Origin of the sequence: Streptomyces europaeiscabiei, from assembly GCF_036346855.1 — a bacterium.
GTDB lineage: Bacteria > Actinomycetota > Actinomycetes > Streptomycetales > Streptomycetaceae > Streptomyces > Streptomyces europaeiscabiei.
Window position 1 is genome coordinate 120,361 of the sequence record NZ_CP107841.1, and the last position, 26,853, is coordinate 147,213.

The 26,853-nt window shown below is 72.5% G+C and carries 23 protein-coding genes and 2 pseudogenes; 14 read left to right on the forward strand and 11 right to left on the reverse strand.

The window, feature by feature from the left end; all coding sequences use genetic code 11:
• Positions 1–64: 64 nt before the first annotated feature.
• From OG858_RS00530 to OG858_RS00540, 3 genes are all read right to left on the reverse strand, one after another.
• Positions 65–1,633, reverse strand: coding sequence for a class I adenylate-forming enzyme family protein (locus OG858_RS00530; RefSeq protein WP_319067556.1), 1,569 nt, complete (start codon positions 1,631–1,633; stop codon positions 65–67).
• A 108-nt stretch (positions 1,634–1,741) separates the two neighbouring features.
• A complete protein-coding gene (locus tag OG858_RS00535) occupies positions 1,742–2,296 on the reverse strand; it encodes an SRPBCC family protein (protein WP_086754350.1) in 555 nt (184 codons plus the stop codon).
• A gap of 372 nt (positions 2,297–2,668) precedes the next feature.
• Entirely contained in the window at positions 2,669–3,646 is a 978-nt protein-coding gene (locus tag OG858_RS00540; RefSeq protein WP_319067555.1) for an NADPH:quinone reductase, read from the reverse strand.
• 486 nt (positions 3,647–4,132) lie between these two features.
• Between OG858_RS00540 and OG858_RS00545 the strand changes: the two genes are divergently transcribed.
• Positions 4,133–4,294, forward strand: a complete 162-nt coding sequence (locus OG858_RS00545; RefSeq protein WP_327747636.1) for a hypothetical protein — start codon at positions 4,133–4,135, stop codon at positions 4,292–4,294.
• A gap of 533 nt (positions 4,295–4,827) precedes the next feature.
• On the opposite strand, the pseudogene OG858_RS00550 reads toward OG858_RS00545, so the two are convergent.
• Positions 4,828–5,840, reverse strand: a pseudogene (locus OG858_RS00550) (IS110 family RNA-guided transposase); the annotation flags it as partial.
• Between the two features lie 54 nt (positions 5,841–5,894).
• Between OG858_RS00550 and OG858_RS00555 the strand changes: the two are divergent.
• Genes OG858_RS00555 through OG858_RS00565 form a run of 3 tightly spaced genes read left to right on the forward strand, consistent with a single transcriptional unit; the run spans position 5,895 to position 7,142 of the window.
• Positions 5,895–6,302, forward strand: a complete 408-nt coding sequence (locus OG858_RS00555; RefSeq protein ID WP_328543755.1) for a Mu transposase C-terminal domain-containing protein — start codon at positions 5,895–5,897, stop codon at positions 6,300–6,302.
• A complete protein-coding gene (locus tag OG858_RS00560; RefSeq protein WP_328543756.1) occupies positions 6,299–6,511 on the forward strand; it encodes a hypothetical protein in 213 nt (70 codons plus the stop codon). Before OG858_RS00555 ends, OG858_RS00560 begins: the two co-directional genes overlap by 4 nt.
• Positions 6,504–7,142 carry an ExeA family protein gene (locus OG858_RS00565; RefSeq protein WP_328543757.1) on the forward strand — a complete coding sequence of 213 codons (639 nt, stop codon included), beginning with the start codon at positions 6,504–6,506 and terminating at the stop codon, positions 7,140–7,142. The genes OG858_RS00560 and OG858_RS00565 overlap by 8 nt, the downstream gene beginning before the upstream one ends.
• A gap of 63 nt (positions 7,143–7,205) precedes the next feature.
• On the opposite strand, the gene OG858_RS00570 is transcribed toward OG858_RS00565, so the two are convergent.
• On the reverse strand, positions 7,206–8,336 hold the full coding sequence (locus OG858_RS00570) for an RNA-guided endonuclease InsQ/TnpB family protein (RefSeq protein ID WP_328545254.1): 1,131 nt from the start codon (positions 8,334–8,336) through the stop codon (positions 7,206–7,208).
• A 50-nt stretch (positions 8,337–8,386) separates the two neighbouring features.
• Here OG858_RS00570 and tnpA point away from each other — a divergent pair, with 50 nt between their 5' ends.
• The 3 genes from tnpA (at position 8,387) to OG858_RS00585 (ending at position 9,721) form a co-directional block, all read left to right on the forward strand.
• Complete coding sequence (gene tnpA / locus OG858_RS00575) at positions 8,387–8,815, forward strand: IS200/IS605 family transposase (RefSeq protein WP_086747703.1); 429 nt, start codon at positions 8,387–8,389, stop codon at positions 8,813–8,815.
• A gap of 94 nt (positions 8,816–8,909) precedes the next feature.
• Positions 8,910–9,107 carry a hypothetical protein gene (locus OG858_RS00580; RefSeq protein WP_319270040.1) on the forward strand — a complete coding sequence of 66 codons (198 nt, stop codon included), beginning with the start codon at positions 8,910–8,912 and terminating at the stop codon, positions 9,105–9,107.
• Between the two features lie 98 nt (positions 9,108–9,205).
• Entirely contained in the window at positions 9,206–9,721 is a 516-nt protein-coding gene (locus OG858_RS00585; protein ID WP_319270038.1) for a putative immunity protein, read from the forward strand.
• A 143-nt stretch (positions 9,722–9,864) separates the two neighbouring features.
• On the opposite strand, the pseudogene OG858_RS00590 reads toward OG858_RS00585, so the two are convergent.
• The 5 genes and pseudogenes from OG858_RS00590 to OG858_RS00610 all read right to left on the reverse strand — a co-directional run.
• Positions 9,865–10,041: pseudogene (locus OG858_RS00590) on the reverse strand (IS110 family transposase); the annotation flags it as partial.
• A 407-nt stretch (positions 10,042–10,448) separates the two neighbouring features.
• Positions 10,449–11,675: an MFS transporter gene (locus OG858_RS00595; protein WP_319067553.1), complete on the reverse strand. Its 1,227-nt coding sequence runs from the start codon at positions 11,673–11,675 to the stop codon at positions 10,449–10,451.
• Positions 11,668–12,963 carry an ATP-grasp domain-containing protein gene (locus OG858_RS00600; protein WP_179201257.1) on the reverse strand — a complete coding sequence of 432 codons (1,296 nt, stop codon included), beginning with the start codon at positions 12,961–12,963 and terminating at the stop codon, positions 11,668–11,670. The genes OG858_RS00595 and OG858_RS00600 overlap by 8 nt, the downstream gene beginning before the upstream one ends.
• A 14-nt stretch (positions 12,964–12,977) precedes the next feature.
• The gene (locus OG858_RS00605) at positions 12,978–13,556 is read right to left on the reverse strand and encodes an NADPH-dependent FMN reductase (protein WP_086750768.1); all 579 of its coding nucleotides are present in this window, start codon (positions 13,554–13,556) and stop codon (positions 12,978–12,980) included.
• Positions 13,520–17,419 (reverse strand): ATP-grasp domain-containing protein, encoded by a 3,900-nt coding sequence (locus tag OG858_RS00610; RefSeq protein WP_328543758.1) that lies wholly within the window; start codon positions 17,417–17,419, stop codon positions 13,520–13,522. The genes OG858_RS00605 and OG858_RS00610 overlap by 37 nt, the downstream gene beginning before the upstream one ends.
• A 488-nt stretch (positions 17,420–17,907) precedes the next feature.
• Here OG858_RS00610 and OG858_RS00615 point away from each other — a divergent pair, with 488 nt between their 5' ends.
• From OG858_RS00615 to epsC, 7 genes are all read left to right on the forward strand, one after another.
• Positions 17,908–19,803, forward strand: a complete 1,896-nt coding sequence (locus OG858_RS00615) for a WD40 repeat domain-containing protein (protein WP_328543759.1) — start codon at positions 17,908–17,910, stop codon at positions 19,801–19,803.
• Positions 19,800–20,432 (forward strand): GTP cyclohydrolase II RibA, encoded by a 633-nt coding sequence (gene ribA, locus OG858_RS00620; protein WP_086751981.1) that lies wholly within the window; start codon positions 19,800–19,802, stop codon positions 20,430–20,432. The genes OG858_RS00615 and ribA overlap by 4 nt, the downstream gene beginning before the upstream one ends.
• On the forward strand, positions 20,429–21,394 hold the full coding sequence (locus OG858_RS00625) for a formylglycine-generating enzyme family protein (protein ID WP_319268869.1): 966 nt from the start codon (positions 20,429–20,431) through the stop codon (positions 21,392–21,394). Before ribA ends, OG858_RS00625 begins: the two co-directional genes overlap by 4 nt.
• 203 nt (positions 21,395–21,597) lie before the next feature.
• Positions 21,598–22,737 carry a pyridoxal-phosphate dependent enzyme gene (locus tag OG858_RS00630; RefSeq protein WP_327742891.1) on the forward strand — a complete coding sequence of 380 codons (1,140 nt, stop codon included), beginning with the start codon at positions 21,598–21,600 and terminating at the stop codon, positions 22,735–22,737.
• Entirely contained in the window at positions 22,721–23,419 is a 699-nt protein-coding gene (locus OG858_RS00635) for a class I SAM-dependent methyltransferase (RefSeq protein ID WP_327723099.1), read from the forward strand. The genes OG858_RS00630 and OG858_RS00635 overlap by 17 nt, the downstream gene beginning before the upstream one ends.
• Positions 23,416–24,360 (forward strand): isopenicillin N synthase family dioxygenase, encoded by a 945-nt coding sequence (locus tag OG858_RS00640; RefSeq protein WP_319268873.1) that lies wholly within the window; start codon positions 23,416–23,418, stop codon positions 24,358–24,360. Before OG858_RS00635 ends, OG858_RS00640 begins: the two co-directional genes overlap by 4 nt.
• Positions 24,357–25,013 carry a serine O-acetyltransferase EpsC gene (gene epsC, locus OG858_RS00645; RefSeq protein ID WP_319268876.1) on the forward strand — a complete coding sequence of 219 codons (657 nt, stop codon included), beginning with the start codon at positions 24,357–24,359 and terminating at the stop codon, positions 25,011–25,013. Before OG858_RS00640 ends, epsC begins: the two co-directional genes overlap by 4 nt.
• An 802-nt stretch (positions 25,014–25,815) precedes the next feature.
• Here epsC and OG858_RS00650 read toward each other — a convergent pair.
• Positions 25,816–26,451, reverse strand: a complete 636-nt coding sequence (locus OG858_RS00650) for a ScbR family autoregulator-binding transcription factor (RefSeq protein WP_319068623.1) — start codon at positions 26,449–26,451, stop codon at positions 25,816–25,818.
• Positions 26,452–26,853 lie beyond the last annotated feature (402 nt).

Genomic DNA, 26,853 nt, shown 5'->3' on the forward strand with positions numbered 1-26,853 from the left:
CCGGGGGCCTTGAAAGGGTGCGGGCCGTCGGGGGCCCCGGGGGGCGGGGGCGTTCGGGCAGGTGCTAGCCGCCGGTGCCTGCCGCCAGCAGGCGGGCCAGCTCCAGGCGCTTGATCTTGGTGGTGGCGGTCTGCGGGAGGTCCTGAAGCCGCCACTGGACCGGATCGGCGAGGGCCGGCAGGTCCACCACGGCGCTCTTCCAGGACAGTTCGTCCAGCGGCGCGTCGTTGCGGGTGCACACCACCGGCACGGCGCGCTGGTCGGGGCCGGGGATGATGATGACCTCGATGAGTTCGGGCAGCCGGGTGAAGAGCTTGTCCTCGATCTCCAGGGTGGACTGCACGCCGGGGATCTCGTCGACCTCGCGGTCCAGCAGGTGCAGGCAGCCGAACCTGGTGCGGTAGCCGACGTCGCCCATGCGCCACCAGCCGTCGTTGACCTGCTGCTGCCAGCGCTGGTGCTCGCCCAGGTAGGTGACGATCCGCCCGTCGCTCCTGACCTCGATGAAGCCGGGGTTGTCCTTGGAGACCGGGGCGCCGTTGCGGCTGACGACGCGTACCCCGGTCATCCCCGGGAACGGGACGCCGACGCAGCGGCCGTTGAAGTCGGCGCCGTCCTTGAGGGAGTAGGTGCGTGCCGCGATCGGGCCGACCTCGCTCTGCCCGTAGGCCTGGGCGAAGCGCCGTCCCTTGCGGCGGGAGGCCTTGAGCAGGGTGTTGACGGTGCGCGGGTGGATGGCGTCGAAGGTGCTGGAGAAGTACTTCACGTTCGCCAGCGGCCCGCGGGGGTCCTCGGCCAGTTCCTCCCAGCGCAGGAAGGTGTTGGGGTGGGCCTCGATGAAGCCGGGCGGGATCCTGGTGAACAGCTCCCCCACGGTCTGCGGGTCGTCGTCCTTGAGGATGATGAGCGGGTGGCCCTGGAGGATCGAGATGGGCATCGCCGTGAACATCCGTGAGTGCACGAACGACACGTGGATCGCGACGGGTTCGCTGCGGCGCACCGTGGTGGCCACGACGGTGGCCTGCGGGCGGTAGCGGGACTGGAAGCTCATGGCGGTGTGCACGGCCAGCTTCGGTGTGCCGGTGGTGCCGGAGGTGTGGGTGATGAGGGTGGGGTGGTCGATCGGCATGGCCACCGCGGGCACGCGTTCGGCGCCGGCCAGCGAGGCGAAGGAGGTGGCCTGCTCGTGCTCGCCGGAGGCGAGCAGCACGGTGCGGGACAGGCCGAAGACCTCGGCGGGCAGGTCGTGCTCGAGCTTGTCCTGGTCGGTGACGAGGAAGGGCCGGCCCACGCGGCGCAGGAGTTCGGCGACCGTGGCGCCGTCGAGCTTGGGCGACAGCAGGACCGGGATGGCGCCGGTGCGGGCGATGGCGCAGGCGAGCAGGGAGATGTCGAAGCCGTCGCTCTTGTGCACCACGACGTGGTCGCCCGGGCGCACCTTGACCGACCACAGCCGGGAGGCGAAGTCGTCCACCAGGTCGGCCAGTTCGGTCAGTGTCGCGCGCCGGCCGAGGTCCGGGGCGATGTCCAGGTCGTGGTCGAGTATCACGAAATTCGCCGGATGCCGTGCCGCCGCTCGGTCGAACAGCGTGCCCAGCCGAATTCCCTTGCTTCCTATTCGTTGGAGAAACATGTAACCGATCTCTCGTCCCTGGCTGCGGATTCCTGAAGGGGGTGCTGCGTTTCGTTTCGGAGCTGACGGTTCTTCGCCGGCGGGTGACAACCGCGCCGTGCGTGTGCGTCAGTTCTTCTCGATGACGTCCTTGATACGGGCCAGCGTGTCGTCGAGGTCGCGGGCGAGCTTGGCGGTCCACTCGTCGACGAACCGCTTGCGGGCGTCCTCGTCGAGGCCGGCGACGATCTTGTGGATTCCGGCGGTGGCCCTGCCCATCCGGAAGTGGTGGACGAGCCAGGAGGTGCCCTGGCCGGCGTCCTCGACGTCGAAGCCCCAGATCGACTCCTGGTCCTCGCGGGCGTGGGTGAGCATCATCCAGCGGAAGGTCCGGCCGGGCTCGGCGGCCACCACGCGGGACTCGGTGTACCAGGTGCCGCGTACCAGCGGCGCCCAGCCGACCACGTCCTCGCTGCGCAGGTTCTCGCCGCGGAAGACCGAGCCGACGGCCGACGGCTCGCCCTGGATCCACTGGCCGCCCATGCACTCCGGGCTCCACTCCTTGCTGCGGGCCAGATCGCTGACGACGGAGTAGATCTCGGCCGCACTCGCCGATATACGAATGCGGGCGTCGAGTTCGAAGAGGGGGGATTGGTTGATGACGCTTTCACTGGTGACTGTCATGGCGGCAATCCTGCCGATGGCCGAGGAATGTGAGCAATGAAGCGGTCCGGGGTCCGTCAGGTTTCCTAGGTGACGTCCGCACGGAATTTCCTCATGTGACGTCCGGGCGGGTTTCCCTCTTGTGACGTCCGCGGGGTTTCCCTCATGTGACGTCCGGGCGGGCGAAGCCGGCCTGCGGAGAATTGTTGTGCGGTGTCTTTCTTCGGCGGGGGCGGGGGGTGAATGCTTCCGCGCATCGCAGTGGTGCGGGCCCCGTCCGGCGGTTCGCGCGGCCCGGGGGGGTGCCGCCGCCCGGCGGTCTTCGGCCGCGTACCGCGCAGCACCGGGTGGCGTGCAGCCCACGGCAGCCGGCCTGGCCGTGCGCCGGGGTCTTCAGCCGCGTACCCGCAGTACCAGTTTGCCGTGCACCTTCCCCTCGTCCAGACGGCGGTGGGCCCGGGCCGCCTCCGTCAGTTCCAGCACCTCGCTGGCGCGCGGGCGCAGCCGGCCCGCCGCCAGCAGGGTGTTGATGCCGCGTGCGGCGTCGGCGAGCTGGGCGGTGTCCGCGTGGGAGATGGCGAAACCGCGCACGGAGCGGTCCATCAGGTACAGCGGTCCCACGGGCAGTACCGGGCGGGTGCGCAGTCCCGCCATCACCACGATCCGGCCCCGGCTCGCCAGCAGGTCCACCGCGGTGTCGAGGTCGTTGCGGCCCGAGGTGTCGAGGTACAGGTCCACGCCGTGCGGTGCGGCGGCCCGGATCCGGGCGGCGACGTCGCCCGTGCGGTAGTCGATGACGTGCTCGGCGCCCAGGGAGCGCACGTATTCCTCGTCGTGCCCGGAGGCGACGGCGATCACCCGGGCTCCGGCCCGGGCGGCCATCACGACCAGGGCGCTGCCCACGTTGCCGCCCGCGCCCAGCACGGCGACGCTCTCGCCGGCGCGCAGGTTCCCGTGCGTGAACAGGGCCAGGTGGGCGGTCGCGGCCGGGTGGGCCAGCGCCACCGCGTCGACCGCGTCCACCCCTGCGGGCAGGTGGTAGAGCCGGTCCGCGGGCACCACCGCCTGTTCGGCGGCGGCCCCCTGACGGCCGTCGTGGCCCAGGCTGTTGCACCAGACCGCGTCGCCGGTGCGGAACCCCGTGGCGCCGGGGCCGGCGGCGGCCACCGTCCCCACCAGGTCGCGGCCGATGACGAAGGGGAACTCGAGCGGGGTGCGCCAGGCACCCGAACGCACGAAGGTGTCCACGTGGTTGACGGCGCTCACCTCGACGTCGACGAGTACGTCGTGGGGGCCGGGGGCGGGCGGCGGCAGCTCGCCGTGACGGATGACGTCCGGGGAGCCGAGTCGGGTTATGTAGGCGGCACGCATGGTCGTGGAGTCTGGCACCGCGCCGGCGCCGTGGCGGGGGTGAGCCGCCATCGCGGGGCGCGGTCCGTCAGGTCGGGCCGGCGGTGTGTCAACTCGGGGCGCCGGTATGTCAACTCGGGCCCGCCCAGGGGCCCGGGCCACCCCGACCAGCGATGACAGGCACACGCGTTCGCATCCACCTCGACGATGCCGACAGCGGCACGGGCGCTCCGCGCCCTGAACCGGATACGGCGACGCTCCGCGTCGCGACACCCGGATGCGATCCCTCCCCGGCGTGAACGCCGGGCCTCCTCACAAGAAACAGGTGAGGTGAACGCCGGTCCGCTCGCGGCCTTTTGGCCGAGCCCGGCTGCGGCTCGGCCGGGGTCCGGGCACGCCTTGGCCGGCCCTTGGCCGATCCTCGGCCGTCCGTGCCGAGGGTGGGCCCGGCGTGCCCCGCCGGCACGAGCAGCACCATGATGACGACCGGGCGAAAAGAGCACTTCCATGACCGACACCGCCGTCCCCGCGCGCGGGCAGGACTCTTGCGCGGCCGGCCCCTGCACGGCCCTGGCGCACGGCCTGGACACCGGGGCGTGGACGCCCGGCCCGCTGGAGCGCCGGATCGCCCGGATGCTGCTCGTGGCCTGTGCCGGGACAGCGAACTGACCGCCGAGCGCATCCGGTCCGCCCTGTGGGAGGGCGCTGTCGCTCTTCCCCATGCCGGTGAGGGGCGCCTCGCGGCCCTGCTCGCGCATCTGCACACCGTGGCGGGCACCGGGCACGGGCCCCGCGCCGCGAGGACGACGGCCCAAGCCCGCGCGGTGCTGGAGCGCGTCGCGGGCGAGGAAGGGGAAAGGGGGGCCGGTGCGGGTGGCGGACGCCCGGCAGAGGTACGGGCGATGAGGTGACCTGCCTGCGCCGCACGGCCCTGGGCACCCGTTGCGCACCGCCAGGGCCCGGGCCGGGCCGTCGGGGAGGTGTGGCCGAGGAGACGGGCCCGGCACCGGAGCCGACCGGCTGCGCCTGCCAGGACACCTGCGGGCCACGCACTGCGCGTCGTGCGCCAAGAGGGCATCGGCTCAGGCGATCGTGCCCCCGGGGCCCGGTCCTGGACCGGCCGCGCCCGCGGCGGCGGCCCGCGCCGCTGCGCGCCCGTGGGGGGGTGCTTCTATCTGTTCGGTCAAGGTCTGTGGGCTTGGTCAGGCTGTTTGTTCGTGCCCGGGCTGGTAGAGGGTGCGGTGCTTGAGCATGGCGTGCAGGACGTCGACGAGGCGGCGGGTGAGGCAGATGAGGGCTGCGTTGTGGCGCTTGTTTTCCGCGCGCTTCCTGTCGTAGTAGGCCCGCGATTCGGGGCTGCTCAGCAAGGCGAACGAGGCCAGGAACAGGGCCCGTTTGAGGATCTTGTTGCCGCCGCGGGGTGGTCCTTCGCCCCGGATGGAGGTCCCGGAACGGCGGGTGGTGGGGGTCAGTCCCGCGTAGGAGGCCAGGTGGGCGGCGGTGGGGAGCGCGCTGGCGTCGCCGACCTCGGCCAGGACGCGGGCACCGGTCCTGACCGCGACCCCGGGCATGGAGGTCAGGACCTTCGCGAGAGGGTGGGCATCCAGCAGTGCGGCGACCCGCATCTTGAGGAGGTCCCGGCGCCTGAGGAGAACCGCCAGGGCCTCGGCCAGGCCGGAGATGATCTCCCCTGCCGATGCCGTGCCGGGGACCTGCACCGTCTGCTCGGCCAGGGCGGTGGTGATCTGGCCGGCCAGCGTGCGGGCACTGCGCATGCGCGGGGCGGCCTGGAGCATGACCTGCGTGATCTGCTCGGTGCCGGCCTGGGCCAGCTGGGCCGGGGAGCCGAAGGTCTGCAGCAGGGCCAGGACGGCCGGGTGCCGCAGGCGGCATCCGAGGACGCGTTCGAGGGCGGGGTGGATGGAGGTGAGCAGTCCGCGCAGCCTGTTGGAGGTGCGGGTGGCGTCCTGGGCGAGGTCGTCGTCGTGGCCCAGGACCATGGTCAGTTCGGCCCGCACGCTCTCGTCGGCCTCGATGGAGTGCAGCAGGTGGGGCAGGGTGCGGGCGGCGTCGGCGATGACGTAGGCATCGCGGGCGTCGGTCTTGCGGTGCCGGGGTGCAGATCGGCCAGCCGGCGCATCGACAGGCCTGGCAGGTAGGCGACTTCGCATCCACAGTCGCGGGCGACGGTGACCGCCAGGGTGCCGATGGAGGCCGCTGTTCAACGACACTCAAGATGCCTACGTGGGCGGTGAGTTGAGGGCATGCTGTGCGCGCCGACCTGGCGGAGGCTTTCCGCTGGTCCGAGCACCGCCGGGTCGCCAAGACCGCAACGGTCTCGCTGCACGGAAACCGCTACCAGGTCGAACCCGAGCTGGTCGGCCACAAGGTCGAGCTGGTCTTCGACCCCTTCGACCTGACCTTCCTACGGGTCCGCCTTGACGGCAACGACGCCGGCACCGCGAGACCGTTCCAGATCGAACGGCACTCCCACCTCAAGGCCCGCCCCGAAGTGCCCGCCGAGGAAGAACCCGCGCGGGTGACCACCGGCATCGACTACCTCCACCTGGTCGACACCGCGCACTCCAACCACCTCGGCCAGAAGATCAACTACGCGGCACTGGCCGACCCGCCCGCCGAGGCCGTCGACCTGACCGGCCAGGACTTAAGGCCATGACCAGGCCCGGCACCGGCGACTGGGCCGTGGTCCTGGCCGAACTGCACGCCTTCTTCGAAACCTGCGGCGAGGAAGTGGACGACGCACTCGCCGCCCGCTTCGGCTTCCCCGCCGCCGTCGACTGGATCAGCGCCGGCCTGGAGCTGGTCACCGAACACCTCCAGCAGCAGCCCTCGCCCGCGAACTCCCGGAAGGATCAACATGATTGAGAAGCTGCAGGCCCACTACGGGTTCGAGCGCATGCCCTTCGGCCGCAACCTGGCGCCCGGCATGCTGCACCGGCACGAGTCCCACAACCAGGCCGTCGCCCGCATCACCTGGTGCATCGCCGAACGCTCCATCGGCGTGGTCACCGGCGAGGTCGGCGCCGCCAAGACCGTCTCGGTCCGCACCTGCCTGGACGCCCTCGACCCGTCGAAATACAGCGTCATCTACATACCGAACCCGATGATCGGGGTCCGCGGCATCCACGAGCAGATCGTGCACGCCTTTGGACAGACCCCCGCCCACCTCGGCTCGCGGCTGACCGTCCAGACCGGCAGGGCCCTGCTGTCCGAACGGGAAGAACGCGGACGCACTCCCGTCCTCGTCGTCGACGAGGCCCACCTGATGTCCTACGAACAGCTGGAATCCATCCGGATGCTGACGAATCAGGGCATGGACCAGGACTCTCCGCCGTCCTGCCTGCTGGTCGGCCAGCCCACCCTCCGACGCACCATGAAGCTCGCCGTCCTGGCCGCCCTCGAACAGCGGACCGCTCTGCGTTACACGATGCCGGGCATGACCTCGAAGGAGACGACCAGCTACGTCGCCCACCACGTCAACTTGACTCGGCCCTGAAGGACCGGGCTTGGAGGTAGTGCCCAGCTGGCTGCTGGGGTGGACTCCTCCGTCCAGACACCCCTATGGGGTGGCAGGGACGCGTGACTCACGCCCCGCATTCCACACGCTCTCGCCACGGGTGGCGATGTTGTGGGATGCGTTCCGGTCGGCGTGGGCAACGACCCCGCACCTCCGGCAGATGAAGAGCCCCTGGTCGACACGGTTTCGCTTGTCGACGTGGCCGCACTCGGCGCACGTCTGCGACGTGTACGCGGGATCGACGAAGACCAGGGGCACCCCGGCCCGCTTGGCCTTGTAGACGATGAAGTCTGCGAGCTGGGCGAAGGCCCAGGAGTGGAGTGCGACCCGTTGGGGCTTGCGGAGCCGTACCCGGTTGCGGATGCCCTTGAGTTCTTCGAGGGACAGGCCGCGTCCGGTGCGTTCAGCCTCGGTCACGATCGTCTTGGAGATGATGTGGTTCTGGTTGGCGGCGTGCCGCGCTTCTTTGCGGGCACGGGCCTTGAGCCGCCGCTTGGCGGACTTGGTGCGCTTCTTCTGGAGCTTGGCGCGCAGGGCAAGCTGTCGCTTGCGGTACCGGTTGAGTCTCCGCCCCGTGGCGAGGTAGCCGGTGGAGGCGGTGGCGATGTTCTCGATGCCGAGGTCCACGCCGATGAAGCCGTCCGGCTCGTAACTCTCGGCCTCGGGCACGTCACAGGTGGCGACGAGGTAGAACACGCCGTCGCGCTGGATCAGGTCGGATTCGCCCTGCCGGTGCGCCTGGAGCGTCTTGAGCGCGTCGGCGGAGCAGGCGAAGCGGATGTTCCTGACTCGGCCGTCCACGGTCCAGACGGACACGGTCCGCTGGTCGTGCTGCCAGCTCAGACACCGGTCGTCATACGGCTGTGCGGCTTCGGGGCGAAAGGTGACCGGCTTGGACTCAGCCCTGCGGCGGCGCTTCGAGCCCTCCTTGCCGAGGTTCCCGGCACGGATGTTGGCCTTGAGCGTGGTGTACGAGTCGCGCACCTTCTTGATGACGTGTTGCGCGGCCTGCGCTCCCAGCCCACGGGCCTTGAGTTCGGCGTAGGTGTGCTTGCGCAGCTCGTACTCACGCGGCACACCGCGCTCGAACGCCACCTGTGACACCCAGTTCGCGGCATCGTTGACCGTGCGCAGGGTGCGCTCAAGCGCGGATGCCTGCACGGCGTCCGGCATGAGTTTGACCTGCGTCACGATCTTCACGAGAGTGATCGTAGCATTGATCTATGTCACCACGCTGGGAGCCAAACCCCGATATCCGCAGGGGCCGTAGCGTCGTCTGCACCCTGCATGCGCACTTGGTCTTCACCCCCAAGTACCGGCGCGGACCGTTCACCGACGAGATCCTTCGGCGCTGCGAAGAGGTCATGCGCGACGTGTGCACCGACTTCGGCGCGGAGCTGCGGGAGTTCAACGGCGAACGCGATCACGTCCACCTGCTCGTGCATTACCCGCCCAAGGTCGCCATCTCCCGGCTCGTCGGCTCCCTCAAGGGCGTCTCCGCCCGGCGCCTGCGGCAGGAGTTCCCCGGCCACATCCGCAAGTACCTGTGGGGTGAGCACTTCTGGTCGCCGTCCTACTTCGCCGCCTCATGCGGGGGCGCCCCGCTCGCCGTCATCAAGGAGTACATCGAGAACCAGAAACGTCCCGACTGAGGCCAACAGTGCAGACCCTGCACCCGTGCACGTCAGAGCAGTGTTAAGAAGCGCTTCCTCCCGGGCGTGAACGCCCGGGGTTCCGCGCTAGATCATGCTGAAGATCGCCGGCCGCCCGGACCAGTTGTTCACCGAGGACGCGCTGACCTTGATCCACACAACCTCGCGCGGCTTTCCGAGAGCGGTCAACATCCTGTCCCTGCAGGCCCTGGTCGCCGCGTTCACCACCGGCAAGAACCTCGTCGACGAGGCCGCCGCCCGCGCCTCCGTGAGCGAGGTGGTCGGCGACTGACAACTCGTCGGATCTGGCCGGGAGATGGCAGCCGGGCTTGCGGACCGACCACCGGGTTTGCAGGCTTCGCTCCATACCAGCAGGAAGGAATGCCAACCATGATCCTCCCGAAGGTCAGGGACCCTCGCTTCGTGACGATCCGCCGCGGTGGCACCCTCACCGATTCGGATCACCATTTCCTCGCCCTCTGGGCGGCAGCCTGCGCGGAGCACGTCCTTGGCCTCTTCGAGTCGGTTCAGTCTGAGGACCCACGGCCGCGCCAGGCGATCGAGCATGCCCGAGCCTGGGTGCGCGGCGAGGTCAAGATGATGCAGGCCCGCGCGGCGGGCGGCCATGCAATGGGCGCGGCTCGAGACCTGCGTGGCGCAGCACGGCATGCCGCTTACGCCGCCGGCCAGGCCGCAGTCGTCGCACACGTCGCCGCGCATGAACTCGGTGCGGCTGCCTATGCGATCAAGGCGGCACGCGCTGCCGCGCCAAAAGACGAGAGTGAGGCCGCAGGGCGACTCGAGTGCCAGTGGCAGCGCGACCAGCTCCCGGAAACGATTCGCGAGCTCGTACTTGACGACCAGCGCTTGCGCAACGACATCTGCTGGTCGGTGTTTGACTGCTGAGGCTGATCCACCGGCACCTTGCCGAAGAAAACGACACCTCACCGACAACAGCCCCGCCGGAACACCAACCGGCGGGGCGTCGCCATCAGAGTTCGTCGGCATCGTGAACGCCGCCCTCGTCGGCATTTTCAACGCCGGGCAACAGCCGGCTGGTCGACCACGACCAGGACCTTCCCCTTGCGCCCCAGTCGGGTGAACAGCTCCCGCAGCTGGGGCTCGCCGTTGGGCAGCGGCTTGTCGAAGGCAGTGCGGCCGTCGGCCAGCAGGGCCGTGCCGTGGTGGGTGGACTTGCCCACGTCCAGGGCGCAGAACACGTCGATCGAGGAGAAGTTGTTGCTGGTCACCGGGTTTCCCTCCCCGGAGTCACTACCGGTGGCCCGCTCGGGCACCGGAGATCGGCAGCCACATTACGCAGCCCTGCCTGTCGGCGGACACGCTTCCATCAGCGACCTTCCGGTGCCGCCAGGACCGGCGACAGCACCCCCCGGATCATCAAGGACAGGGGCAACGAGTCATACCGGCCCTGGAGGCCACGAGCCCGAACCGGGCTCTACGAGGAAGGCAATGGGCGGCGTCGGAGCCGGGCACGTGCCCGGCGGACGGCACACCCGTGGAGCGGGCACAACCTTCGGGCCGGTACCCGCCCCGGTGCGGGCCCGGGCACATGCGATCCGGCTGCGGGGCCGGCCGGTGCCGAAGCCGGTGTACGGCCGGTCCTGGCGTACCGTCAGGCGGGGGCCGCGGCCGGTGTCTTGTGCTCGTGCACGGCGGCCGGCCCCGGTACGCGCAGGGCGATCAGTCCCAGGGCGGTGAAGAACACCGCCCAGCCGGCCCAGCCCTGCCAGGACCAGCCGACGGTGGTGCTGATCAGCAGCGGCCCGACCACCGTGGTCATGGCGAAGCCCAGGTTGAACACGGCGAGATGGCTGGTGGTCTGCTCGCGTGGGATGTGCAGCAGCGCCGCTCCCGTGGTGCCCGCGATGATCAGCAGTTCGCCCAGCGACAGCAGCACCGCGGCCACGACGACGACCGCGACGTCCCCTTGCCCGCCGCCCAGCATCGTCAGCGGCACCACGAGAGCGCCGAGCCCCGACAGCAGTCCGCCGCGCAGCATCAGCACCCGTGCCCGCTCCAGCCGCTCCGAGCCCCGGCTCAGCCGCACCTGGAGCACGACGACGAGCACCGTGTTCAGCAGCTGGATCACCGTCACGCTCCAGGAGGGGGCCTGGGTCTGCTGCACGATCCACAGCGGGACGCCGATGCCCAGCAGCAGTGCCGACAGGGTGAACGCCCCGTACAGGGCGGTGATGCCCAGGAAGGCGCGGTTGCGCAGGATCCGCGCCCGTCCGCCCTGTCCGCCCGCCGGGGTGGCCGCCACGGCGTCGAAGCCCCGGCATATCGCGGCACAGCACAGGAACAGCAGGGCCGAGGCCGCCATCGCCGCCCGGTAGGCCCCTGCCTGGTCGGCGGCGATCGCGGCGCCCGCGGGCAGCGCGCCGGCGGCCATCCCGGCGTTGCGCAGCGTGCGCAGCCGGGCCAGCGCGCCGACGGCCGCGGCGTTGGGGACGCGGCTGATCAGTCCGGACTCGATGAGCGGGCCGATGCCGCGGCTGAGGAGTCCGGCCACCGCCGCGGCGCCCAGCGCCTGGGTGAAGGAGCCGACCATGGCCAGGGCGAGGAAGGCCGCGCAGCGGATCAGGAACAGCACGCACAGCACGCCGCGGATGCCGTAGCGCTCCGCGGCCCGGGCGATGGGCATGGCGCCCAGCAGCGAGGTCACTCCCGACACGCCCAGGACCACGCCGATCTGCTGGTTGGACAGGGCGGCCGCCTTGTCCAGGAAGAGCACCGACAGCGACAGGTACGTGCCCAGGCCGACCGCGTCGCACAGACCGACGGCGTAGAAGCGGCGGGCCGAGGACGTGGCGGGCGGGGCGGCGGGGCGGTCAGTCACGGTCGGCTCCTGTCGTGGCGCCGTAGCCGGGTACCAGCCGGATGCCCAGGGCGCGTTCCACGCGTGCCGTGGTGGCCCGGGCCGCGGACACGTCGGGGGCGTCGACCATGAAGCTGGCCAGGTGCAGGGTGCGTTGCCGGCTCACCCGCTGGCCGGGGGTGAAGCGGGGGGAGAGGTAGACGAGTTCGGGGAAGTCCCGCAGCACCTCCTCGACGGGCCTCTGCGCGGCCACCCGCCACAGGCCGGCCGGGATGGGCAGGAACCGCAGCAGTGCCACCCGGGTGAAGTCGGGCAGCCCGGTCGGTGGCAGGCCGAGTGCGCTGCGGCCGATCTGGGCGGCGTAGTCGTAGCCGGCCGCCACCTCGAACATGGTGGGCAGCGGGCCTCCGGCGCGGGCGTTGACCTCGATGACCCGGGGGCCATCGGCGCTCAGGGCGATCTCGGTGTGCACGGCGCCGCAGGTCAGTCCGATCGCCCGGATGGCCTGGTCGGCGACGTCGACGACGGCTTTCACGCTCGCCGCGTCCAGCCGGGTGGGCAGGACGACGCCCTCTTCGGCGTAGCCGTGTTCCAGGGGCAGCCGGTCGGAGACGGCGAGGTGGTGGGTGACGCCGGCGGCGAGCAGGGACTCCACGCTGCAGTAGGCCGCGTATCCGCTGTCGCCGTCGGCCTCCAGCGCCATCCGCTCCTCCAGCAGATAGGAGTCGTCGGACTGCAGGAAGGCTGTTTTCTCGGCGCGTGCCACGGTGAAGGCGTGGATCAGTTCCGAGTAGGTGGACACCAGGCGCACGCACTGGCTGCCCGCGCCCAGTGACGGTTTGAACACCCCGGGCAGTCCGACGCGTGCGGCGGCCGCGGCGAGGTCCCGGTCGCTGGTGATGACCTCGAAGCCGGGTGAAGGCACCCCGTGCTCGGCGAAGACCAGGCGCTGGCGTGCCTTGGACTGGGCGACGCTCACCGCCTGGGGGGTGTTGCCGGGCAGGCCCAGCCTGCCGGCGATCTCGGCCTGGGGGCGCAGCAGCAGTTCGGAGTAGGTCACCACGCCGTTAAGCGGCAGCCGGGCGTGCAGCGCGGCGGCCGCCTCGACGGCCGCGTCCAGGTCGGCTGCGTCCAGGAACTCGCCGTGCAGGCCGCGGCGTTCCCAGTCGGCGCGTACCTCCTTGGAGGGCTGCCAGGCGGTCACGTACACGACGCTGACGGTGTCGCTGAGGGTGGCCAGGGAGTCGAGGGCCTCGTCGGGGGCGTGGCCGCCTATCCCGGCGAGGAGCAGAAGGTGGGGGGAAGCCATGATGACGGGGCCTTTCATCCGGGGAAGGGCGAGGAAGAGGAAGGGGTGCGGAAGGACAGCAGTTCCGCGACGAGGTCGTCGAGTCTGAGGTGGAGGAAGTCCAGTGCCGCCCCGGGTGTCAGGTCGGCGGCGGTGGTGGCGATGTGGGTGGGTGCGGCCCATCCGCTGAGCGCGCGCACGACCGTGCGCATTTGGTCGCAGGCGGTGCCGGCGCCGCGTGGTCCGCCGCCGGCGGCGATCAGGCCGACCGGCCGGCCGCTGAGCGCGTCGCCGGTGAGGTGGTCCAGGGCGTTCTTGAGCAGTGCGCTGTAGGAACCGTGGTAGACGGGGGTGGCCAGCAGGGCGCCGCCGGCGCGGGCGATGCGGGCGCGCAGCAGCGCGGTCTGGCTGCCGGCGGGCGGGTCGTCGTAGTCGGCCAGTGCGTGCGGCCGGGGGAACTCCACGGCCAGGTCGATGAGTTCGAAGGGGTGGCCGGCGCGGGCGATGCGCTCGCCGGCCTTGAGCAGGACCTCGCGGGTCACCGAGTCCTTGGCGGCGCTGCCGAGCAGGGCGAGGATCATGGCCGGCCCGGGGCGGCGGGGGCCGGTGCGCACACGATGTGTATGTCGTGCTCGGCGCGGTGCAGCAGCCGGGACACCTCGGTGTGCGAGTCGTGGGCGAAGACGTGGGTGCTGATGCCGGTGCCGGAGAACTGTGAGGCGGGGAGGGTGTCTCCGACGCGGGCGTTGACGGAGCGGAAGTAGGCGTGCGGGGCCACCGCGGAGTCGTCGTACTCCAGGAGTTTCCCGCCGCCGCTGTAGTGCACGGTCCAGCCGGCGTGGGCGGCCACGGGGTCCCGGCGGCGGTGGCGGGGGTCCAGCCCTGCGTCGGCGAGGAGTTTGGCGTGGTCGAGGTCGATGCCGGTGGTGGCGCGGAAGGCCTGGGCGACTCCGGCGCCGCCGGGCCGGGCGGCCACCTCGCAGAACGTCAGGTGTTCACCGGTGACGAACGCTTCCAGGTGCAGCACGCCCGAGTCCATCTGCCAGGCGTGCAGGACCTGGTTGAGGAGGTGTGCGGCCGCCGTGCGCAGCGCCGGGTCGGCCACCGTGGCCGACGACAGCGGCAGGCCGTGCCTAAGTGCCATGGTGTCGCGCTCGTAGAGGGAGACGTCCCACACCGGTTCGCCGTCGTGCACGGCCGCGTCGATGTGGCACAGGGGGGCGTCGACGAACTCCTCGCACAGGTGGGTGCCGGGGGTGAACTGCGTGTCCAGCCAGGCCTGGAGGCCGGGCCAGGAGGCGAGGACGGTCACGCCCCGGGAGCCGGACGCGGCCCGCGGTTTGAGGACGATCTTCCCGTGGCGGTCGAACATCTCGGTGATGTCCTGGGCCGTGTGGGCGAGCAGCCCGTCGGCGCAGCGGATGCGGTGGCTGCGGGCGATGCGTTTCATGACGGCCTTGTCCACCCAGCGCGCTACCTCGTGGGGTCCTTCGCCGGCCGTGCCGAGCAGGGCGCGCAGCCGGGCGGCCGGCTGGAGCAGCCGCTCGGACAGGGCGGCCACCCGGTGCACCGGGTGGCCGGCGTCGAGGGTGCGGGCGAGGTGGCCGAGCATGAGGTCGTCGCTCAGGTCGGTGCGCGCCGCGAGGTCGGCGGGGTGGGGGCCGGGCGTGGAGGACAGCACGCTCAGCCGGAAGCGGTCCGCGGGCAGTACCGGTGTTTTGTCGTCGAGGGTCCAGGTGGCGGCGCCGATCCGGTCCAGCAGGAGCACATGGGTGCGTTCCTGTGCTGTGGTGCGCCAGACCAGCGAGTGCTCCAGTTTCCGTGCCGTCCTGCGTGCCTGCTCGCGGCCGGCCGCGACCACGGTGTGGCGCAGCCACACGGTGGGCCGGGGGTCCTGGTGGACGTGGCCGGCGCGGGTGAACACCTGGGCCCGGAACAGGCCGGGGAAGGTCTGCAGCTGTTCTTCGGTGGTGGCCTCCAGGACCCGGAAGCGGCCGCCGGGCGTGGTCACCGCGCGCTGCAGGGCGACGGCGGGGCGGCTGCGGGCGCGCGGGGCGCGGCCGAGGGCCGACTCCGCGACGGCGGTGACCAGGCCGCGGGTGTGGACGGCGTCGTAGAGGTCGATGGTCGCGGCGTCCAGGCCGGGCAGCAGGACGGGTTCCGGCCGGCCGGGGCCCGGACGGGCCGTGTCCCGGGTGAGGACGCAGCGCACCACGCCTTCGATGTGTGCGGCGCGCACGGCGTGCACGGCGCGGTCGGTCAGTTCGTCGCGGGACGGCCCGTCCAGGCCGGAGGGGCACAGGCGGGTGCCGGGTTCCTCGTCGATGACGGCCAGGGCCCGTACCTCGCCGCGGTAGGCGGCCACCACGACCGTGTGTCCGGGCGTGGCGGCGGCGGGGGGCCGGGCGGCGGGGGCTCCGTCGCGCAACTGCCGTGCGGCGGGGGCGGCGGAGAAGGTCAGCATGGCGCGCACCGGCTCGGCGGCGTGGATGCGGCGGGCGGCGGCGCGGATGTCCGGGCCGGTGGAGGCGGTGTGCCACTGGCCACGGCACTGGTGTTGCCAGCGCGTTCGTGCCCGGCGTTCGCCGTCGGGCCCCGAGGTCCAGATCACGCTGACCCGGGCCGTCACCGCTCCCAGGGCGGCCATGATCCGGTCGGCGGGATCCTCGGCGCCGAGCAGCACCAGCACATGCTCGCCGCACGGCACGTCGTGCGGGGCGTCGTGCGGCACGTCGTGCGGGGCGTCGTGCGGGGTGTGACCGGACGGCTCGCCGGCTTGGCGTGGTGGGCGGCCCGTTCGCAGGTCCCCTGCTGCAGGCGGGCGGCCCGTCGGGGAGTTCTCCGGTATCGGCGGGCGGCCTGTCGGGGACTCCCCCGGCACCGGCAGGCAGCCCGTCGGGGACTCCCCTGCTGCTGGCAGGTGATCCGGTCGGGACTCCCCCGGCACCGGCAGGTGGTGCGTCCGGGAGTCTCCCGGCACCAGCAGGCGGCCCGTCGGGGACTCCCCCGGCACCAGCAGGCAGCCCGTCGGGGACTCCCCTGCTGCTGGCAGGTGATCCGGTCGGGACTCCCCCGGCACCGGCAGGTGGTGCGTCCGGGAGTCTCCCGGCACCAGCAGGCGGCCCGTCGGGGACTCCCCCGGCACCAGCAGGCAGCCCGTCGGGGACTCCCTCGGCACCGGCAGGCGGTCCGGTCGGGAGTTCTGAGGTTTCGGGCCGGCGGGGAGGGCGTCGGCCGTCCTGGTCGTGCCCGGCACCGGGTGCAGTTCCAGTGACTTCAGGATGCGCCGGGCGGCCTGGGCGGCATGGCGGGCGGCCTCGTCGCCGGTGCGGCCACGGGCCAGTACGTAGCCGATCCGGTCGTGGTTGGTGCGCAGTGCGGCCACCCGGTCGCCGGTGCCGGCCGTGACGTGGGACTCGATCACCTCGTCGGTGAGCACGTCCTGCGGTTTCGCTCCCCGCACCACGGCGTCCACGGGAGAGAAGAGGTGGTGCAGGGCGACGACGGTCTCCTTCGGCGCGGCTTCGCGCACCGGGTCGCCGACGGCGAGGGCCACCAGGTCGGCGGTGAGTGAACGTTTGAGCGCCAGCGACATCTGACGGGCCACCACATGCCCGGCCACCCGGCCGTTGATCTCGATGAGTTCCGGACCGGTCGGTGTGAGCAGCAGTTCGGCGTGGACGGCCGAGGAGCGGACACCGATCGCCCGCACGGCGTCGAGGACGAAGGCGCGCGCGGCTGCCTCCTGTTCGATACGGGCCGGGAAGTGGCCGCCGAGCTCCGCCGTCTGGCCGGGCGGTGCCGGCAGCCGTTCGGCGAACCCGAGCAGCACGGTGCGCTGGTCCTGCACCAGCAGTTCGGCGCTGACGTGCCGGCCCACCGCGTACTCCTCGATGAGCGCGCGCGGTGGTGTGCCGTCGGGGCCGGCCGGCACGCCGAGCACCTCGGCCAGCGCGTGGGCCGCCTGCGCCCGGCTCCAGGCGATGCTCACTCCCACCGACCATCCGCCCGCGGTCGGTTTGACCACCACGGGCAGCCCGATCTCGTCGACGGCCGCAAGTCCCTGGGATGCGGTGGCGGCCACCCGCCAGGCGAGCGAGCCGATGCCGCGCTCGGTGAGCCGCGCGCGGACGGCCGCCTTGTCGCTCAGGATCCGGGCCGCCGACAGCGATTCGTGGGGCAGTCCCAGGTCGCGGGCCAGTGCGGCGGCAGCCGGCAGATGCACCTCGTCCCGGCAGATCACCCCGTCCGGCGCAAGGGGGCCGAGCCGGCCGCGCAGCCGGTCCGCGAGGACGCCTCTCGCCAGGTGCGGAACCTCGACGATGCGTGCCGCCCGCGCGGACAGTTCGAACCCCGGATTCTTTCGATGGGCATCGAGCGTCTCGGTGACGAAACTGACCTCGATGCCCGAGTCGGCCATCTCCGCGATCATGTCGAATCCACGGACGGATGCCGTCTCCACCAGAACAATGTGCACGCCGCTCAGCTCCCCGGCCGGTCCCTGCATTCGGGCAAGCGTCCGCCCGTCGCGGCGAATGCCTCAACCGCGTCCGGCGGAATCGGTCAGGTAGCGCACCGGTCAGGTGGCGCACCGGTCAGGTGGCGCACCGGTCAGGTGGCGCACCGGTCAGGTGGCGCACGGGGCAGGTGGCGCACCGGCCGGGCGGGTGTCGGCCGGGCGCCTTCTGCCAGGCAGGTGCCGCATCGTCAAGTCAGCGGCCGGCAATGGTCGAAGTTGCCGGATTGTGTGCCGGCCGCTGGCCGTTCGGCGGGCCGCCCGCCTAATTTCGGCGTTCGGCGGACGAATGCGAAGCGCAGCGCCGGGCGGCGGGAAAGTCCAGGAATTCCGGGGCGTCAGGAGCGCCCTGGAAGCTGTGGATCGGGGTGGACTTCCACCGCATGTTCAAAAATACGGAAGAAATTCAAGATCCCATATTCGAGAACACGAGGAAAAGGACGAGAGGCGTGCGACCCATTGATCTTCCGGCCTGCGGACCGGGCCATGGTGCTCCGCTCACCCATGTGGGCTTCAGGCCTGACGGACAGCGGCTGGCCAGCTGTTCGTACGACGGCACGGTCATCGTCTGGGACACCGGCGACCCGTCCCGTCCCGCTGTGCTGGCACGGCTGCGCCACCGCCGTCTGGTCAACGCCTGTGCCTGGAACCCGGTCGACGGCGAGGTGCTGGCCACCGCGTCCGCGGACAAGACGGTGGCCGTGTGGCGGGTGGGCGAGGAGGGCGGGGCGGTGCTGCAGACCGTCCTGGCCCGGCACACCGACGACATCAACTCGGTGGCCTGGCTGCCGGACGGCAAGCGGCTGATCTGTGTGTCCGAGGACGGGCGCGCCACGTTGTGGTCGGCCGCCGACGGGGCGTTCCTGTGTGAGGTCGGCTCGCACGAGGCGCACTGCATGATGGTGTCGGTCAGCGCGCAGGGACTTGTTGCCACGGTCGGCGAGGACGGTCTGGTCGCCGTCAGTGATCCGGACGGCCGCGGCGCGCCCGTCACCCGCCGCTACGGCTCCTCCATCGAGGGCTGTGCGTGGTCCCACTCGGGCCGGCTGCTGGCGGTGGCCCGCGACGACGGCGCCGTCGACCTGCTCACCGCCGGCCTGGAGGTGGTCCGCACCGTCGCGGTGTCCACGTCCGCGGCGCGCTCGGTGGCCTGGTCCGAGGACGACTCCTCCTTCGTGGTGGGCGCCTACGACGGGGCTCTGCACTGCTTCGACGTGGCCGGCAGGCGTCTGCACCGCATCGAGGACCGGCGGGTGTGGCCGCGCTCGGTCAGCGCCGCCCGGGGTGTGGTGGCGGCCGGCAGTTTCTGGAACGGCCCGCATCTGTACGATTTCGCGACGGGCGCGGAGGTCTTTGCTCCGGCCGGGGCCACGCACGGGCCCAACGCGCTGGCCCGGCTGGGCGGCGACCTGCTGATCGGCACCGACTCCGGTCTCGTCGTCGCCGTCGCCCTCGAGGCCGGGGGCACCGATTGCGGCCCCGTCCGCCTGGTCGACTTCGGTCTCAGTCCGGTGCTGTCCCTCGCCGTCCATGACGGGGTGCTCTTCGCCGGCACCTACTGCGGGCACGTCCTGCGCCACGACGGCCGTGCCGTCACCTCCAGCGCGCAGCTCGGTGCTCCCGTGCCTTCCCTTGCCGTCCACGACGGCCACCTCGTCGCCGGCACCTACAACGGGGAGTTCCTCCTCATCGCCCCGGACACGCTCGGCGTGGTGGAGCGGGTCGAGGCCCACGGCGGGTCGGTGAAGTCGCTGGCCGCCGTCCCCGGCGGTTTCCTGTCGGCGGCCACCGACCGCACCGTCGAGGCCGGCGGGGTGCACGGGCGCAGCAGGCTGTGGGAGCACGGCAACCTCGTCAACGCGGTCGCCGTGCTGGGCGCCGGGGTCGCCGCGAGCGCTTCGCGCGACCACACCGTCAAGGCCGGCCGGATCGCCCGCCTGCCCGACGGCACCTGGCGTGCGCAGTGCGTGCAGACCCTGCTGGGCCCCGACGAGTCCGTCAAGTGCGTGGCCCTCATGGGCAGCGCCGAGCGGCCCGTGGTGCTCGCGGGTTCCTACGACTTCGGCCTGTACGCCTGGCAGGTCGACTTCGACGAGGCGGCGGCCACCCTGGCCTCTGGCCGTGTGGTGGACCACTTCGCCCAGGGTGTGTCGTGCATGCTCCGCCTCGACGACGACACCGTCGCCGTCGCGGGCTGGGACGGCCGCGTCCTCCTCGTCGGCGTCGACAGCGCCGGCCTGCCCGTCGTCGAGCGCTCGCTGCACCTGGGCGAGTTGCTGACCTCCCCGACCCGACCGACCGCGGCCGCACCGGTGGGCCGCACGGTGGAAAGCAGGGCCGCATGAACACCCTCGTCACACTGCCCGCTGCCGCCCGGGTCCGCGCCCGGGTCCCCATCACCCTGGACCGTGCGCGGGGCCGCCGGGCGGAACTGGTCACCTTCCACCAGCTGCCCGACGCCGCGGAGCACATCGCCTGCGTCGTGCCCTACGCACCGCAGTCCGTGCCGCTGGTGCGGCTGCACAGCGAGTGCCTGACCGGTGACGTGTTCGGCTCGGCGCGCTGCGACTGCGGACCGCAGCTCGACGAGGCGCTGGCCGCCCTGGCCGACACCGGCGGCGTCGTGCTCTACCTGCGCCAGGAAGGCCGCGGCATCGGCCTGTACAACAAGCTCGACACCTATGTCCTGCAGGACCAGGACATCGACACCTTCCGCGCCAACCGTCTCATCGGACGCGGCGAGGACGAGCGGGACTACCGGGCCGCCGCCGCGATGCTGCGGGCGCTGGGCCTGACCCGTATCCGGCTGCTGACCAACAACCCCGACAAGGTCGCCCAGTTGCGCGCCCTGGGCATCGCTGTGGACGCGGTCGTGGCCACCACCGTTCATCTCACCCCCGACAACGCCGCCTATCTGGCCGCCAAGGCCGGCAGCGGCCACACCCTGGCGCTGCTCGAGGAGGCGAGCGCATGAACCTCAAGGACGTCGCCTCCTGCGCGCACTTCGCCGAGCAGGCGGACCTCGCCGACCCCGCCCTGGTCCATCCCTCGCCCGGCGCCCTACCCGTCCTGGCCGACCGGCCGGGGCTGGCGAGGGCGGTGGAGGACCCGTCGCTGGCGCTGGCCGAACGGCTGGCCGCCGGGGGCATGCTGGCCCTGCTGGGCGACCCGCGCATCACCCCCGTCCCGGCGGTGTGCCCCGTGGCGGCCGCAGCAGTCCGTATCGGGCTGCCGGCCGAGGAGGTCGAATACGTCACCCGGTACTGGGCGCACCGCGGTGTGCAGGAGTCGTGGATCGCCAAGGAGAGCCCCGAACACACCGTGCGGATCAGTGATTTCTTCATCGCCCGCTACCCGGTGACCAACGGCGAGTGGCGTGCGTTCCTGGCCGACACCGGCCTCACCGAGCGTCCCACCACCTGGTATCTGGGCGCCTATCCCTGGGACCGCTCCAACCATCCCGTCGCCGGGATCCGCGCCGAGCACGCCGACGCGTACGCGCGGTGGCTGTCCAAGCGCACCGGCCACCCGTGGCGGCTGCCCACCGAGGCGGAATGGGAGTACGCGGCCAAGGGCCCCGACAACCGCCCCTACCCGTGGCAGGGCGGCTTCGATCCGGATGCCTGCAACACCCGCGAGACGGGGGTGCACACCACCACGCCCGTCGGCGCGTTCCCGGCCGGGGCCGCCGCGTGCGGCGCCCTGGACATGGGAGGCAACGTGGAGGAGTTCACCGCCGACGACTACGCGCCCTACCCCGGCGGCGAGGCGGTGGCCGATCACCTGGTGGAGTCGATGGGCAGCTACCGCATCGCCCGCGGCGGCGGCTTCGCCCGGTTCGGCGACCTCACCCGCACCCGCCGCCGGCACGGCCCCTTCCCCGGGCCCCTGTACCCGGTGGGGTTCCGGCTGGCCAGCAGCGAGCGCCCGTCATGAGCGCACCGACGACCACCCCACCGCCGGCAGCCGCACCGGTGACCACCCCACCGATGACAGCCGCACCGCCGGCAGCCGCACCCGTGACCACCCCACCGATGACCGCCGCACCGCCGGCAGCCGCACCGCCGGCAGCCGCACCCGTGACCACCCCACCGCCGGCAGCCGCACCGCCGGCAGCCGCACCCGTGACCACCCCACCGATGACCGCCGCACCGCCGGCAGCCGCACCGCCGGCAGCCGCACCCGTGACCACCCCACCGCCGGCAGCCGCACCCGTGGCGGGGGTGCCGGTGGCGGGGGTGCCGGTGGGCTACCGGTACATCGGGCGGGCGCTGCGGGCCCGGTGTCCCGACCGCGCCGCGCTGGAAGCGCCGTTCGCGCCGCTGGAGCGCCGGGCCCACCTGCTGCTGCCCCGCCTGGCCTCGATCCGGTCCGCCCTGGGCGCCACGCCGCTGGTGGCGGTGCCCAGCCGGGGCGGGCGGGGCACGGTGTGGCTGAAGGCGGAGGCCGCCAACCTCACCGGCACCGTCAAGGCCCGTACCGCCTACGCGCTGCTGTGCGCGGCTGTTGCCCGGGCCGGCACCCCCGCGGTCCGCCTCGCCGAGTACTCCGGCGGCTCCCTGGCCCTGGCCCTGGCCGAGATGTGCGCGCTGCTCGGCCTCGATGTGCACCTGGCCGTGCCGTACGGCTCGCCCGAGCGCCTGACGGGCGCCCTGCGCCGGTACGGCGCACAGGTCACCCACGCGCCCCGGGGCACAGGATTCCTCGGAGCGATGGACGAGGCGGCGCGCATCGCCGAACGCGAGGAACGCCACCTGCTGCTGCAGCACTGCGCGCCCGAAGCGGTCGCCGTGCACCGCGAACAGACCGGCGCCGAGATCGTCGCCCGGCTCGCCCGGGAAGGGATACGGCCCGCCGTGCTGGCGGCCTCGGTGGGTTCCGCCGGCACTCTCGTCGGCACGGCACAGGCGTTGCGTTGGCGCTGGCCGGGCTGCCGCGCCCTGGCCGTGTTCCCCGCCGAGGCCCCCTACGGCGACAGCCGCGCACCGGACGGCACCCGCCGTATGAGCGGCACCGGGGGCCTGGGGCACGGCCTGCGGCAGCCGCTGCTGGCCCCCTACGAGGACGGCTTCGCCTTCGCCGGCGTCTCCTACCCGCAGGCGCTCAAGGCCATGGGCCTGCTGCGCCGCACCCAGCAGATCGCCGTCTGCAGCAGCGCGGCGGGCGCCTGGCTCAGCGCGTCCCGCGTCATCGACGAGGACCTGCGCGGCGGGCACGCCGTGGCCGTCGCCGCAGGCCGGGGAACCACGGAGGAATGGGACCATGCCGCAGGCCACTGAGACACCGCGCGGCTACGCCGCCTACCGCCGCACCGTCGCCGGCTCCTTCAGCCACTGGTACCGCCGCCGGCGCGACTCCTGGACCGGCGCCGGCACCAGCGACGCGATCACCCGCTTCGCCGCGGAACAGGCACCGGCCGTCACCGGCCGCCGCCCGAAGGTCCTGGACGTCGGCTGCGGCCGCGGCCGGCAGATCACGGCCCTGACCGAACACCTGGACGCCGACAGCACCGGCCTGGACCTGCTGGACGTCTGGGACGCACCTCCGCCCGCCCGGGGCCTGGTCCGTTTCTGCCAGGGCGACTTCCTGGACTTCACCGGCGCCCGGTTGGACCTCGTGGTGGACAACGGCTGTCTGCACCACCAGCGGCGCGCCGACTGGCAGGCCTGGGCCGCCCACGGCGCCGGCCTGCTGCGCACCGGCGGAGTCCTCGTCGTCAGCGTATTCCTCAGCCCCGACGGCACCGTCACCGAACTGCCCCTGGACGACGGCCGGCTCAACTGGTGGCTGACCGAAGAGGCCGTCACCGGCCTGTACACCGGCGCCGGGCTCACCCCGAAAGGCCGCCTGGTGATCGACCGTGACTTCTCCTACCGGGGCCACCGGCTGGCCTACCTGGCGCTGGCATTCCGCAAAGACCGGCAACCGGCCCCGTCCCGATGTGAAGGGGACCCGACATGATCAAGGAAATCGACCTGGGACGGCCCCAGGGCCGCCTCCACCTGCGCGGCGCACTGCACGACGGGGTCTTCCTCGTCCGCAACACCGTCGCGGAGTCCCTGCTGGACGAGGCGTACGGATTCCTGTCCGCCTTCTTCGCCCTGACGCCCGAGCAGAAGAGGACCTGCCGGGTGCCGGGCAGCAACGGCCAGTCCGGCTACACCCCGCCGCTGGCCGAACACGCCGAGAAAGGCCCGGTGGCGGACTTCAAGGAGCTCTTCCACTGGGGGGCCGCGCTGCCCGCCGGGCACCCGCTGCGCGTGCGCTACCCCGCCCGCTACCCCGACCCCTACTTCCCCGACCACCTGGTGCCCGGCATCGGCTCGGCACTGCGTGAACTGCACACCCGCATGCTGCGCTTCCAGCACGAGGTGGTGGAAGCCCTGGCCGGCGCGCTGGGCGTCCACCCCGACTACTTCAGCGACATGCTGCAGGACGGCCCCGCCGTCAACCGGGCCGCCTGGTACCCGCCGATGCAGCAGGCCCCCTCCCAGCAGCATGTGTGGGCGGCGCAGCACCAGGACTTCGACCTGATCACCACACTGCCCCGGGCCAGCGCGGCAGGCCTGCAGGTGCAGCTCGACGGTGAGTGGCTGGCCGTCCAGGCACCACCGGGGTATGCCGTCGTCAACGTGGGCATGGTCCTGGAACGGCTCACCGGCGGGCTGGCGCGCGCCGCCGTGCACCGGGTGGTGGCCCCGCCCGGTGCACGCCAGGGCCGCCTGTCCATCGTGCAGTTCTGCCACCCCGCACCCTGGACCGCCCTCACCCCGCTGCGGCTGCCGGGCACCGAGGACAGCCCGCAGCGGTTCGCCACCCTCACCGCGGACGAGCTGTTCCAGCGCACCATGTACCGGATCGGGCGGCTGGGCCCGGCGGGCGCCGCGGCGCCCGCCCGATGAGCCGCTCCGCCTCCCGGATCACCCCCACACTGCTGGAGCTGATCAGGGAGGACCTGCAGGCGGTCCTCGAGCGCGACCCGTCCTGCCCGGGCCGGGGCCAGGCGCTGCTGCACGCCGGCTGGCAGGGCCTGGCCCTGCACCGCCTCGCACACCGCCTCCACCGGCACGGACACCGCTTCAGCGCCGCGGCCCTGACCCGGCTGGCACGCCTGCTGACCGGCATGGAGATCCACGCCGGAGCGTGTATCGGCCGGCGCGCGTTCATCGACCACGGATTCGGCGTCGTCATCGGCGAAACAGCCGTCGTCGGTGACGACGTGACGCTGTATCACGGCGTCACGCTCGGTTCCAGGGGCTGGCTGCACGACAGCGGCCCCGGCCGGCGCCGTCACCCGGTCATCGGCGACCGGGTGATGATCGGCACCGGCGCGTCCGTCCTGGGACCGGTCACCGTCGGCGACGACTGCCGGATCACCGCCCACGGCCTCGTCCTGCGCACCCTGCCGGCCCCCACCACCCACAACCCCACCCACAACCCCGCCCTCAGCCCCACCCTCAGCCCCGCGCCACACTGCACGCACCACCGGCCACCGCACACCGGCGGCCCGGCCCCAGGACACCCGGCCCCCGAACCCGCCGCAGAAGAACGGTGAACCGGACCGCACACAACACCGCCACCCCCACCCGCCTCCAACCACGTCCCACCGACGCCGAGGACGAGAGTGCGGGCAGATCCCAGGGCCCGGCCGAAGGCACGGCCAGGGCCCGGCCGAAGCCGCGGCCGAAGGCGCGGCCCAGGGGACCGACGCCGAGGGGGGGTGGGATGGGGGCGGTGCCGGCTCCGACAGCGGGGGTCGGGGCGATGCCGGGCGGGGGCGGGGTGCTGTGCGAGGGGGCCTTCCCGGAGGCCGGTGACCCGGTGGACGGAACCATTTCTGAGACGGGGACGGTCCCGGGCGCCGCGCCCCGGTTTCCCGGCGACCCATCAGATCAACGGCCCGCCGGGCCGCCGACGTCCGGGCACCCCACGGCGCCATGAGCACCGCACGCACGCCCCGCCAGGCCCGCCTCCGCCGGACAGGCCACAGCATGCACTCCAGACGCCCGCCGGCACTCCGGGAAACGGCAGCCCTCAGCAATCCGCGCAGCCGCACGCACGCCCCGCCAGGCCCGCCTCCGCCGGACAGGCCACAGCATGCACTCCAGCCGCCCGCCGGCACTCCGGGAAACGGCAGCCCTCAGCAATCCGCGCACCCATGCACACCGCACGCCCCGCCAGGCCCGCCTCCGCCGGACAGGCCACAGCATGCACTCCAGCCGCCCGCCGGCACTCCGGGAAACGGCAGCCCTCAGCAATCCGCGCAGCCGCACGCACGCCCCGCCAGGCCCGCCTCCGCCGGACAGGCCACAGCATGCACTCCAGCCGCCCGCCGGCACTCCGGGAAGCGGCAGCCCTCAGTGATCCCGCGCGGCCGTGGCGCCGTGTCCTTCCGCGGTGAGCCGTCCGAGCGCCGACGCGGAGGCGAGCCGTGGCAGCAGCAGCTGCCAGAACCGGGTGAGGGTCCGGCACGAGAGCCATACGGGATCCTGCGCCCCCAGCACCTCCAGGCCCGTGGTCGCCGCCACGAGGGTGATCACCGCGTCCTCCGGCGTCATCGTCTCGTGCAGGGCCCCTTCCGCGTCGGCGCGCCGGAGCGTTTTCTCGACCCACTGACGCCACTGGTGCCTCAGATCCCGCTTCGCCACGTAGACGTGATCGCCGCTCAGCTCGAACCCGGTCCGCAGGACCACATCGTCATGGAGCCCGCGCGCCAGGTCGTGAGTGGCGTCCACCAGCAGCTGCAGGGCACTGCCCGCCGCCTCTTCCTCCCGCAGGGTGATCCGGCCGAGCCGGTGCGCGGCCGCGTCCTCGACCGCGCCCGCCAGGGCGGCCTTGGTGGCGAAGTGGAAGTGCAGCGCCCCGTTGCTCACACCGGCCTGACGGCTGATCACGGTGAGCGAGGCCACGCTGAAACCGTCCCGGTCGAAGACGACCGCGGCAGACTTGATCAGTGCCTCGCGCGTGCGCAGCGCGCGTTCCTGTTTGACCATCGAGGTGCTCCGTCATTGCGAAGGGTTGTTCGTTCTCGGCAGGCGGACCGACCGGCGTGCGCGGCAGGGTGAGGGAGCCGGCGAGGACCCCAACCGGGTCCCGGCCACGGGCCGATGACAGGAACAACAACGCCACGGGCCACGGCACAGACACGGCACACACGTCCGCCCCCCGGCCCGGACCGGGCCGGCGGCGGACGTCCGTGCCGGCACACCCGGGTGCGCCGGACACGTGGCCGCGCCGAGCACGTGAATGCACCCCCGCGCATGGATGCACCCCCGCGTGTGAATGCCCCCCCGTGTGGGTGCACCCCCGCGTGTGTGGGTGCACCCCCCGTGCGGGTGCAGGCCGGGGGGATCCGGCTGCGCCGGATCCCGGGCGTCCGTCGTTGCCATGCCAGG

What these genes read in the sequence shown, in the direction of transcription:
- OG858_RS00530 (WP_319067556.1), bottom strand. Translation starts at nt 1,633, where the DNA reads ATGTTTCTCCAACGAATAGGAAGCAAGGGAATTCGGCTGGGCACGCTG.
- OG858_RS00535 (WP_086754350.1), bottom strand. Translation starts at nt 2,296, where the DNA reads ATGACAGTCACCAGTGAAAGCGTCATCAACCAATCCCCCCTCTTCGAA.
- OG858_RS00540 (WP_319067555.1), bottom strand. Translation starts at nt 3,646, where the DNA reads ATGCGTGCCGCCTACATAACCCGACTCGGCTCCCCGGACGTCATCCGT.
- OG858_RS00545 (WP_327747636.1), top strand. Translation starts at nt 4,133, where the DNA reads ATGACCGACACCGCCGTCCCCGCGCGCGGGCAGGACTCTTGCGCGGCC.
- OG858_RS00560 (WP_328543756.1), top strand. Translation starts at nt 6,299, where the DNA reads ATGACCAGGCCCGGCACCGGCGACTGGGCCGTGGTCCTGGCCGAACTG.
- OG858_RS00565 (WP_328543757.1), top strand. Translation starts at nt 6,504, where the DNA reads ATGATTGAGAAGCTGCAGGCCCACTACGGGTTCGAGCGCATGCCCTTC.
- OG858_RS00570 (WP_328545254.1), bottom strand. Translation starts at nt 8,336, where the DNA reads ATGCCGGACGCCGTGCAGGCATCCGCGCTTGAGCGCACCCTGCGCACG.
- tnpA (WP_086747703.1), top strand. Translation starts at nt 8,387, where the DNA reads ATGTCACCACGCTGGGAGCCAAACCCCGATATCCGCAGGGGCCGTAGC.
- OG858_RS00580 (WP_319270040.1), top strand. Translation starts at nt 8,910, where the DNA reads ATGCTGAAGATCGCCGGCCGCCCGGACCAGTTGTTCACCGAGGACGCG.
- OG858_RS00585 (WP_319270038.1), top strand. Translation starts at nt 9,206, where the DNA reads ATGATCCTCCCGAAGGTCAGGGACCCTCGCTTCGTGACGATCCGCCGC.
- OG858_RS00600 (WP_179201257.1), bottom strand. Translation starts at nt 12,963, where the DNA reads ATGGCTTCCCCCCACCTTCTGCTCCTCGCCGGGATAGGCGGCCACGCC.
- ribA (WP_086751981.1), top strand. Translation starts at nt 19,800, where the DNA reads ATGAACACCCTCGTCACACTGCCCGCTGCCGCCCGGGTCCGCGCCCGG.
- OG858_RS00625 (WP_319268869.1), top strand. Translation starts at nt 20,429, where the DNA reads ATGAACCTCAAGGACGTCGCCTCCTGCGCGCACTTCGCCGAGCAGGCG.
- OG858_RS00630 (WP_327742891.1), top strand. Translation starts at nt 21,598, where the DNA reads ATGACCGCCGCACCGCCGGCAGCCGCACCGCCGGCAGCCGCACCCGTG.
- OG858_RS00635 (WP_327723099.1), top strand. Translation starts at nt 22,721, where the DNA reads ATGCCGCAGGCCACTGAGACACCGCGCGGCTACGCCGCCTACCGCCGC.
- OG858_RS00640 (WP_319268873.1), top strand. Translation starts at nt 23,416, where the DNA reads ATGATCAAGGAAATCGACCTGGGACGGCCCCAGGGCCGCCTCCACCTG.
- epsC (WP_319268876.1), top strand. Translation starts at nt 24,357, where the DNA reads ATGAGCCGCTCCGCCTCCCGGATCACCCCCACACTGCTGGAGCTGATC.
- OG858_RS00650 (WP_319068623.1), bottom strand. Translation starts at nt 26,451, where the DNA reads ATGGTCAAACAGGAACGCGCGCTGCGCACGCGCGAGGCACTGATCAAG.